Here is a 10,414-nt window from a genome sequence, read left to right on the forward strand (position 1 = left end):
GTCGGGCGGGACTTGAGCTCCGGGTGCGCCTGGGTGGCGACCAGGTAGGGGTGGACGTCCTTCGGGTACTCGACGAACTCGACGAGCTTGTTGTCCGGGGACGTGCCGGAGAAGACCAGACCGGCCTTCTTCTCCAGCTCCGCGCGGTACGCGTTGTTCACCTCGTAGCGGTGACGGTGGCGCTCCTCGACGTACGGCTCGTCGCCGTAGGTCTCGCGGACGACCGAGCCCTCGGCGAGCTTCGCCGGGTAGAGGCCCAGGCGCATCGTTCCGCCCAGGTCGCCGGCGCCCTCGACGTACGCCAGCTGCTCCTCCATCGTGGAGACGACGGGGTGCGCGGTGGCGGGGTCGAACTCGGTGGAGTTGGCCTCGGGGATGTCGGCCAGGTTCCGCGCGGCCTCGATCACGATGCACTGCAGGCCGAGGCAGATGCCGAGCAGCGGCACCTTGTTCTCGCGGGCGTACTGGATGGCGCCGACCTTGCCGGAGACACCGCGGTCGCCGAAGCCGCCGGGGATGAGGATGCCGTCGACGTCGCCGAGCTGCTTGGCGGCGCCGGCCGGGGTCTTGCAGTCGTCGGAGGTGACCCACTTGACCTTGACCCGCGCCTTGTTGGCGAAGCCGCCGGCGCGCATGGCCTCGGTGACCGACAGGTAGGCGTCGGGCAGGTCGATGTACTTGCCGACGAGCGCGACGGTGACCTCGTGCTCCGGGTTGTGGACGCGGTCCAGGAGGTCCTCCCAGACGGTCCAGTCCACGTCGCGGAAGGGCAGGTCGAGCTTGCGGACGACGTAGGCGTCCAGGCCCTCGGTGTGCAGGACCTTCGGGATGTCGTAGATCGACGGGGCGTCGATGGCGGCGACGACCGCGGCCTCGTCGACGTCGCACATCAGCGAGATCTTGCGCTTGATGGCGGTCGGGACCTCGCGGTCGGCGCGCAGCACGATCGCGTCGGGCTGGATGCCGATGTTGCGCAGGGCGGCGACGGAGTGCTGGGTCGGCTTGGTCTTCAGCTCGCCGGAGGGGCCGATGTAGGGGAGCAGCGAGATGTGCACGACGAAGACGTTGTCGCGGCCGACCTCGTGGCGGACCTGACGGACGGTCTCCAGGAAGGGCAGCGACTCGATGTCGCCGACCGTGCCGCCGACCTCGGTGATGACGACGTCGACGTCGTCCGTCGCCATGCGGCGGATGCGGCCCTTGATCTCGTTGGTGATGTGCGGGATGACCTGCACGGTGTCGCCGAGGTACTCGCCGCGCCGCTCCTTGGCGATGACCTGCGAGTAGACCTGGCCGGTGGTGACGTTGGCCGAGCCGTCGAGGTCGACGTCGAGGAAGCGCTCGTAGTGGCCGATGTCCAGGTCGGTCTCGGCGCCGTCGTTGGTGACGAACACCTCGCCGTGCTGGAAGGGGTTCATCGTGCCCGGGTCGACGTTCAGGTACGGGTCGAGCTTCTGCATCGTGACCCGCAGGCCCCGGGCCTTGAGGAGCGCACCCAGGCTGGAGGCGGTGAGCCCCTTGCCGAGCGAGGAGGCGACACCCCCGGTGACGAAGATGTGCTTGGTCGTCGTGGTGTTGGGCGGCATCGCCAAGAGGGGGCTCCCGTGGTCGCGTTCTGGAGGTGCGTACCGGCGTGCCCTCCGGAAGAATCGGGGGGTGCCGTCGCTGCGGTTTCGGGGTCCTCGGCTGTCGCCGTTTCCCACCGGTCCACGGGGTACCAGGGTATCAGCGACATCGGGAGACCGCTTCCGGCCACACGCGGCAGTCGGGTGTTCACGGACGGCGACGAGGCCGTCGGGGGCGGGCGAAGCCGCAGCTCACCCGTGTGGAGCAGCGCGTCGCCCGTGTGATCACTACGGTCACCGGGGCGGCACGTATTCTGCTCGGACATCGTCCGCCGGGCAGGACCGGCATCGCCCGGCGCCCCCGCCGAGCAGGCCGGCATCGCGTCGCGCGGGCCGGCATCGCACCGTGCGGGCCGGCATCCCCGTCGCGCAGGCCTGCGCGTCCCGCACACTGGCCTTGCTGAGACCGCACAGACATCGCAGACATCACGCACATCAGTAGCAAGCGCCCCTAGGGGCGGACGTGGCCGTTCGACTGGAGTGAAGCACGTGGCCGGGCGCATCGAGGATTACGCACTCATCGGAGACATGCAGACCGCAGCCCTGGTCTGCCGGGACGGCAGCGTCGACTGGCTGTGTCTCCCCCGCTTCGACTCGCACGCGATCTTCGCGGGGCTGCTCGGCACCGAGGAGCACGGATTCTGGCGGGTGGGCCCGGCGGGTCCGGAGGACGCCGAGCCCACCCCCGCCGACCGGCGCCGCTACCGGGGCGACTCGCTGATCCTGGAGTCCGAGTGGGACACCCCGCGCGGCACGGTCCGGGTGACCGACTTCATGCCGCCGCGCGACGGCGCGCCGCAGCTGATCCGGATCGTCGAGGGGATCTCGGGCCGGGTGCGGATGCGTTCCTCGCTGCGGATGCGGTTCAGCTACGGCCGGATCGTGCCCTGGGTGCACAAGGTCGGGGAGCGCACGGTCGCGGTCGCCGGACCCGACTCGGTGTGGCTGGACGCGGACGCGGAGACCCACGGCAAGGACCTGACGACGTACTCCGAGTTCATGGTCACGCCCGGGGAGCGGATCACGTTCACGCTCTCCTGGCAGCCCTCCCACAAGGAGCCGCCGGCGCTGCCGGACCCGGAGGGTTCCCTCGAGGCGACCGCCGACTTCTGGAGCGAGTGGGTCGAGCACTGCACGTACCACGGCCCCTACCGGGAGGCGGTGATCCGCTCGCTGATCACCCTGAAGGCGCTGACGTACGCGCCGACCGGCGGGATCGTCGCCGCGCCGACGACCTCGCTGCCGGAGGAGATCGGCGGCGTACGGAACTGGGACTACCGCTACACCTGGCTGCGGGACGCGGCGATCACCCTCTCCTCGCTGCTGCGCACCGGCTACCGGGAGGAGGCCCGCGCCTGGCGCGAGTGGCTGCTCCGCGCGGTCGCGGGCGACCCGGAGAACCTGCAGATCATGTACGGCATCGCCGGCGAGCGGGAGCTCGGCGAGCAGGAGCTGGACTGGCTGCCGGGGTACGAGAACTCGGGCCCGGTCCGGGTCGGCAACGGCGCGGCGGGCCAGCTCCAGCTGGACGTGTACGGCGAGGTCACGGAGGCCCTCCACCTCGGGCACATGACGGGCCTGTCCCGCAACGACTACGCCTCCCTGCTCCAGATCAAGCTGATCAACTACCTGGAGAAGCACTGGGACCAGCCCGACGAGGGCATCTGGGAGGTCCGCGGTCCGCGCCGCCACTTCGTGCACTCCAAGGTGATGGCCTGGGTGGCCGTGGACCGCACGATCAAGCTGATCGAGTCCGGGGACGCCGACGGCCCGCTGGAGCGCTGGCGCGATCTGCGCGACGAGATCCACCGGGACGTCTGCGAGAAGGGCTACGACAAGGAGCGGAACACCTTCACGCAGTCGTACGGCTCCCAGGAGCTGGACGCCTCGCTGCTGCTGATCCCGCAGATGGGCTTCCTGCCGCCGGACGACAAGCGGGTCATCGGCACGATCGAGGCGATCCAGCGCGAGCTGTCCACGGAGGACGGTTTCGTGCTGCGCTACCCGACGGCCGGGGACGAGGCCGGCGTCGACGGCCTGGAGGGCGACGAGGGAGCGTTCCTCGCCTGTTCGTTCTGGCTGGCGGACGACCTGGCGATGATCGGCCGGGTCGACGAGGCGCGCACGCTCTTCGAGCGGCTGCTCGCGCTCCGCAACGACCTCGGACTGCTCGCCGAGGAGTGGGACCCGAGGCTCCAGCGGCAGGTGGGGAACTTCCCGCAGGCCTTCAGCCACGTCCCGCTGATCGACACGGCGCTGCGGCTGACGGCGAGCGGGGCGTACGGCGGCTGAGGAGCGTCCGTGGGGGCCCGGACCTACGATGAAAGGGTCCTGTCGCCCCTCTCGAAAGGGGGGCTCCCATGGCTCCCCACATCTCCGAAAGCGCCCTCGCCGGGCTCGTCGACGACCTGGCCGGCGAGGTGATCATCCCCGGCGGTCCGGGCTACGACGAGGCGCGTGCCCTGCACAACGGCATGATCGACCGGCGTCCGTCGGTGATCGCCCAGTGCGCCACCCAGGCCGACGTGTCCAACGCGATCCTGTTCGGCCGCGAGGCCGGTCTGCCGATCGCGGTGCGCGGCGGCGGGCACAGCGTCGCCGGAACCTCCATGATCGACGGCGCGCTGATCGTCGACCTCCGCCGGATGCACGGCGTCGTCGTGGACCCGGAGGACATGACGGTCCGGATCGAGGGCGGGGCGCTCATGAGCCACCTGGACCACGCCTGCCAGCCGTTCCACGTGGCGACCACCGGCGGGCGGGTGTCCACCACCGGCGTCGGCGGCTTCACGCTGGGCGGCGGATCGGGCTGGCTGGAGCGGAAGTTCGGTCTCGCCAGCGACAATCTGCTGGCCGTGGACCTGATCACCGCCGAAGGCAAGCACGTCCACACGGACGCGGAGGAGAACCCGGAGCTGTTCTGGGCGCTGCACGGCGGCGGCGGCAACTTCGGGGTGGCGACCTCGCTGACGATGCGTCTGCATCCGCTGCCCCGGACGAGCGTCTCGATGATGTTCTTCCTGCCCGACAAGGCGTCCGAGGTGGTGCGCACCTTCCGCGACCTCGGCATGACGGCGCCCGACGAGATGGGCGGTGGCGCCATCTACGTGCCGGCGCCCCCGGAGCCGTTCATCCCCGAGGACCTGGTCGGGAAGCTGGTCTGCGGGGCGCTGTTCACGTACACCGGGCCGGTCGACGAGCTCCGGGAGTTCGTGGCGCCGCTGTTCGCGCTGAAGCCGGTGGTCGAGATCGTCATGGACATCCCGTACGTGGACCTGCAGTCGATGATGGACGACCCGCCGGGGCTGCGGAACTACTGGTCGGCCGAGTACCTGCGGGAGTTCTCCGACGAGGCCGTGGACGTCTTCTGCGAGCGCGGCGCGGCGATCCCGGAGGGGACCGCCACCCAGCAGGTGCTGTTCCTGATGGGCGGGCAGGTGGCCGCCGGGCCCTCCGCGTATCCGCAGCCGTGGCGCACCGCGCCGTGGGCGGTGCACCCGTTCGCGACCTGGGAGGACCCGGCGCTCGACGAGGCGGCGAGGCAGTGGGTGCGCGACGTGCGGGCCGACGTGCGGCCGTGGGCGCTCGACGCGACGTATCTGAACTTCGTCGGCGCCGAGGGCGAGCAGCGGATCGTCTCCTCCTTCGGGGAGGAGAACTACCGCCGGCTCGCCGCCGTGAAGGCCCAGTACGACCCCGACAACGTGTTCCGGCACAACCAGAACATCGCCCCGGCCGGCTGAACCGGCTCACCTCGACCGGCTCACCTCAGCGCGGCGATCACCTCCTGGGCGGCGCGCTCGCCCTCGGTGGCCCCGCCTTCCATGAAGCCCTGGAAGTCGTACGAGCAGTGCTCGCCGCCGATGTGGACGTTGCCCTGGGCGGTGCCCTCGTAGCCGGCGTACCGGTGGAGGTAGCCGACGGGCCAGCAGGAGTACGCACCGAGGGAGTACGGGTTCTTGTGCCAGGCGGAGAGCTGGGCGCGGCCGGTGTACGCCTTGGAGGTGCCGGGGAAGAAGGCGTCGATGCCGGCCAGATAGCGGGTGACCAGGTTCCGCACGTACGGGTCGGACTCGGTGGAGAACGGCCCGGCGGGGTTGAGGTTCCGGGCCAGGCTGCCGCCGCCGTACTGGAGGAGGATGCCGCCGGTGCCGCCCTGGACCTTGGTGGTGTCCCAGGTCTGCTGGACCTCGGTGTCGGTGAAGCAGTCGCCGGCGGAGACCCCGGGCCAGGCGCCGGTGCCGCGCCAGGGCCGGGTGCCGAACTGCATGTTGAGCTTGGTGCAGTAGCCCATGCGGGCGTCCCGCAGCAGGTTGCGCATGAGCGGGTCGAACCCGGCCTGGGAGGTGTCGAGTTGCTGGAGGATCGGCAGCGGGACGCACAGGATCGTGTGGTCGGCGGTGACGGTACGGGTGGCGCCGGCCTCGGTGAAGGTGAGCGTCTGGGTGCCGTCGCCGTTGGCCCGTACGGCGTTCAGCGACCAGCCCATCCGCAGGGTGCCGGGGGCGAGCGCCCCGGCGACGGCGTTCGGGAGCCGGTCGTTGCCGCCGACGACGTGGTAGCGCTCGTTGGACAGGCCCCAGATGTTGAAGTTGCCCGGATTGGTCTGGTAGCCCATGAGCAGGACGAGGGCGAGCGAGGACTGTTCGGTGGTGTCGGCGCCGTACTCGACGTTGTAGGCGACGTCGATGAACCGGCCGAGCCGTGAGGAGTGCCCGCCGGGGACCCGGCTCTCGATCCACTCGTACAGCGACATGTTGTCGAGGGCGGTGCCGGTGGGGGTGGTCTGGTTCCACTTCACCTCGCCCGCGTCGAGCAGGTCGCGGTGGAGGGCCTGGTAGACGGCGTTGAAGTCCTCGTCGGCCTGGGCACGCGGGTAGTACGTGCCGTTGAACCAGAGGACCTCCTCGGCGCCGTTGGGTCCGCCGCCGAGGAAGTCCTCGGTGGCCAGGCCGAAGCGGCGACAGAGCTCCAGGATCTTCTTGTGGCTGGTGTCGATCAGCTCGCCGCCGATCTCGGAGGTCTGGCCGTACGCCCAGTGGTCCCGCTGGGTGTACATGCGGCCGCCGACCCTGGACGGGTTCGCCTCGTAGAGCACCGGGCTCAGTCCGGCGTCCTGGAGGGTGAGGGCGGCGGTGAGGCCGGAGATCCCGGCGCCGACGACGGCGATCCGGGCGGTGCTCCTGACCGGCGGAGTGGAGGTGGCGGCCGCGGCGGGCACGGCCGAGCCGACGCCGACGGCGATGCCTGCGGCGGTGGCGTACTTGAGCAGGGACCGGCGTCCGAGGGCGTCGGCCCTCATGCCGCGCAGCTCGTCGACGGGGATGCCCAGCCGTCGGGCGTCGGCGTGCTCGGCGGCGAGGTTCTTCAGGAGGTGCATCGGGTTGGTGCGTGCCATGGGGCGCTCCTGGAGGGTGAGAGGGGTCAGGCCTGGGGTACGGGGGCGGTCTCCGTGCGGGTGTCGTCGGTGCGCTCGGCGGCGTCCTCCAGGACGATCCGGCCGATGATCTCGTAGCGCTCGGGGCGCTTGGCCTTGAGGTAGAAGCCGAGGCCGAGGCCGCCGAAGAAGACGGCGCCGACGATCCAGGGGATCGCCTTGAAGAAGAGGGAGTCGGCGGCGAGACCCGCCGCGGTCTCCATGTTCATGACCAGCAGGACGACGACGGCGATCATGCCGATGCCGCCGAGGAGCGGGGCCGTGAGGGTCTTGAACCAGTGCCGGTCCTCGGGGTGGTTCTTGCGGAAGTAGCCGATGACGGCGAACGAACACAGCGTCTGGACGATGAGGATCGCCATCGTGCCGAGGATCGCGAGCAGCGTGTAGAGGTGGATGTACGGGTCCTGGCCGGTGAGCCAGAAGGCGGCGACGAGGCCGACGGCGATCACGCTCTGCACGAACGAGGCGATGTACGGCGAGCCGTGCTTCGCGTGCGTCCGGCCGAGCGCGGGGTGGAGGAAGCCCTCCCGGCCGATGGCGTACAGATAGCGCGCGGCGCACTGGTGGAAGGCCATGCCGCAGGCGAAGGAGCCGGTGAGCAGCAGCCACTGGAAGGCGTCGACGGCCCAGGCGCCGATGAAGGTCTGGGTGGGCGCGAAGAACAGGTCGAGGGGCGAGGAGGAGGCGGACAGCTTCACGGATCCGGCGAGCCCGTTCCCGGCGATCGTCATCCACGACACGTAGATGTAGAAGAGGCCGACGCCGATGACGGAGATCAGGGTGGCGCGCGGGATGACCCGCTTGGGGTCGCGGGACTCCTCGCCGTACATCGCGGTCGACTCGAAGCCGACCCACGACCAGAAGGCGAAGAAGAGACCGAGCCCGGCGGAGGTGCCGGTGAAGGCGTTCTTCGGGTTGATCGGCTCGACGGGGATGCCGTCGGGGCCGCCGCCGGCGATGAGGACGGCGGTGGCGACCGCGAAGAGGACGGCGATCTCCGCGACCAGCATCACCCCGAGGGCCTTGGCGGTCAGGTTGATGTCGAAGTACGACAGGACGGCGGTGACGGCCAGCATGACGGCCGCGTACAGGATCCACGGCACGTCCACGCCGAGCTGGTCGGCGACGGTCGTCTTGGCGAAGTAGGCGAAGACGCCGACGATCGAGGCCTCGAAGACGATGTACGCGAGGACGGCGAGCATGCCGGAGGCCATGCCGGCGATCCGGCCCAGGCCGTGCGAGATGTAGCCGTAGAAGGCGCCGGCGGCCGTGATCCGCTTGGCCATGGCGACGTAGCCGACCGAGAAGACGGTCAGGACGAGCGTCGCGAAGAGATATCCGGCGGGCGCGCCGGTACCGTTGCCGAAGCCGACGGCGATGGGGAGGTTTCCGGTCATCGCCGTGATCGGGGCGGCGGTGGCGACGGCCATGAAGACGACGCCGACGAGTCCGACCGAGTTCGCCTTGAGCCGGTGGACCTCTGGGGTGGGGTTCTCTGCCATGGGCCGAGAGGATCCTCGCGGGTGACGTAGGCCACAATCGACATCCGGTCGCACAATTCCCGCCAGGGGGCGACGAGTTGTCGCCCTGGTGTACGAACTGTCCGGTCCCGTAACCGTCAGGTGATGTCGCCGGAACACGGACGCGGGTAGCGTCCGGCTCCATGGACAATCAGGGCGGGATCACCGTGCAGCGGGCGCTCGAGCTCCCCGGACTGCGCGGCGGGCTCCCGGAGGTCGTGGCCGGCGCGGACCGGCTGCACCGCACGGTGCGCTGGGTGCACGCGGGCGAGGTGCCGAACATCGCCTCGCTGCTCAAGGGCGGCGAACTGCTCCTCACCACGGGCCTCGGCCTGGGCACCCGCCCGGCCGAACAACGGGCCTTCGTGCGGCGGCTCGCCGACCGGGGCATCGCGGCGCTCGTCGTCGAACTGGGCCCGCGCTTCGCCCGCCTCCCGGCGACGATAGTGGAGACCGCGCGGGCGGCGGGCCTGCCGCTCGTCCAGCTCCACCGCGAGGTCCCCTTCGTCGCCGTCACGGAGGAGATCCACACCGAGATCGTCAACGGCCACTACGCGCTCCAGCGGCAGGCCGAGGAGGTCCACCGGCAGTGCACGGAGGCGCTGCTCGGCGGCGGCGGGGTCCCTCAGGTGCTCCGCATCCTCTCCGACTTCGCCGCCAACCCGGTCTTCCTGGAGACCGCCGACGGACAGCTGCTCTACGCGGCGGGCACCGAGTCCGCGCCCGCCGACCCGCTCCAGGTGTGGGACGGGCTGCGCGGCCAGCGGGCGGCCCGCGAGTCCGGCCCGCCCACCGGCACGGTCCTGGTCGACGTGCCGGGCGGCGGCCCCGGTACGGGCTCGGTGAGGGCCCGCCTGGTCCTCCTGGCGGTCTCGGGACCGCTCTCCCCGGTACACCGCATGGCGGCCGAGCGGGCGGCGGGGCTCCTCGCGGTCGTCCTCATGCAGGCCCGCCAGGAGGAGGAGCTGGCCGCACGCGGCCGGGGCGACTTCCTGACGGACCTGGCGGAGGGCCGGATCTCGGCGGAGGACGCCCCGGCACAGGCGAGGGTCCTGGGCTTCAAGCCGGGCGACGGCCCGCTCCTGCCGGTGGTCATGCGCCTGGCCTCGGAGTTGTCCCCCTCGGGCAACTGGGCGCTCCTGGCCCGGGCGGTCCTGGAGGAGCTGTCCGCGGTGGGAGTCCCGGCCCTGCTGGGCGTCCGCCCCGTCGAGGGCCGCGTCCCCCTGCTCCTGGGCCTGCGCTCGGAATCGGAACGCACGGCGGTGGCGGACCGGGTCGCGGCGGCGCTGCGCGCGGGCGTGGAGCGGGCGGGCCTGGAACGCGCCGGGGTGCACCCGCCGGTCGTCGTGGTCGGCGTCGCGGGCGGCTGGGCGGCGGCCTCGGCGGGCCTGCGGCACGCGGCGGAGACGGCGACGGCGGCACAGGGCCTCTCGGACCTCCCCTGGTACGACGCCCGCCGCCTGGACATCGACCTGCTGCTGTGGCGCCTGCGCGACCACCCGGACCTCGCAGCCTTCGTCGACCGCGCGATCGGCCCGCTGCGGGACCACGACGGCACGTCCCGCCCCCCGCTCCTCCCCACCCTCGAGACCTACCTCGCCCACGCGGGCCGCAAGGCGGAGACCGCCCGCGAACTCCACCTCAACCGCCAGACCCTCTACAACCGCCTGGCCCGCATCTCCGAACTCCTGGGCACGGACCTGGACGACCCCCAAACGGTCCTGGCCCTCTCCCTGGCCCTGAGAGCCCGCCGCCACACACCGTAGTCCCCGTGTGGCCCGCGCCCGGCCGGGCGTCGCCCACGCCCCCGCCCCCGTTGTGGGCCCACAACG

At 71.3% G+C, this 10,414-nt stretch carries 6 protein-coding genes; 3 read left to right on the plus strand and 3 right to left on the minus strand.

The features are described 5' to 3' along the window. Window positions 1-1,586: CTP synthase (locus CCN56_RS26335; RefSeq protein WP_086830459.1), on the minus strand; the 1,586-nt coding region annotated here is incomplete at its 3' end. A 528-nt stretch (window positions 1,587-2,114) separates the two neighbouring features. Here CCN56_RS26335 and CCN56_RS26340 point away from each other — a divergent pair. Both CCN56_RS26340 and CCN56_RS26345 read left to right on the plus strand, forming a co-directional pair. Continuing rightward, on the plus strand, window positions 2,115-3,917 hold the full coding sequence (locus tag CCN56_RS26340) for a glycoside hydrolase family 15 protein (RefSeq protein ID WP_086830460.1): 1,803 nt from the start codon (window positions 2,115-2,117) through the stop codon (window positions 3,915-3,917). Between the two features lie 68 nt (window positions 3,918-3,985). Next, window positions 3,986-5,368: an FAD-binding oxidoreductase gene (locus tag CCN56_RS26345; protein ID WP_086830461.1), complete on the plus strand. Its 1,383-nt coding sequence runs from the start codon at window positions 3,986-3,988 to the stop codon at window positions 5,366-5,368. 20 nt (window positions 5,369-5,388) lie between these two features. Here CCN56_RS26345 and CCN56_RS26350 read toward each other — a convergent pair whose 3' ends face one another. Together CCN56_RS26350 and CCN56_RS26355 are read right to left on the minus strand one after the other, a co-directional pair. Next, on the minus strand, window positions 5,389-7,023 hold the full coding sequence (locus CCN56_RS26350; RefSeq protein ID WP_086830462.1) for an NAD(P)/FAD-dependent oxidoreductase: 1,635 nt from the start codon (window positions 7,021-7,023) through the stop codon (window positions 5,389-5,391). A gap of 26 nt (window positions 7,024-7,049) precedes the next feature. After that, the gene (locus CCN56_RS26355; RefSeq protein WP_086830463.1) at window positions 7,050-8,564 is read right to left on the minus strand and encodes an APC family permease; all 1,515 of its coding nucleotides are present in this window, start codon (window positions 8,562-8,564) and stop codon (window positions 7,050-7,052) included. Between the two features lie 161 nt (window positions 8,565-8,725). On the opposite strand from CCN56_RS26355, the gene CCN56_RS26360 reads away from it, so the two are divergent. Continuing rightward, complete coding sequence (locus tag CCN56_RS26360; RefSeq protein ID WP_086830464.1) at window positions 8,726-10,348, plus strand: PucR family transcriptional regulator; 1,623 nt, start codon at window positions 8,726-8,728, stop codon at window positions 10,346-10,348. The last annotated feature ends 66 nt before the right edge of the window (window positions 10,349-10,414 follow it).

It is taken from the genome of Streptomyces sp. NRRL B-24572, from assembly GCF_002156145.1.
Lineage (GTDB): Bacteria > Actinomycetota > Actinomycetes > Streptomycetales > Streptomycetaceae > Streptomyces > Streptomyces vietnamensis.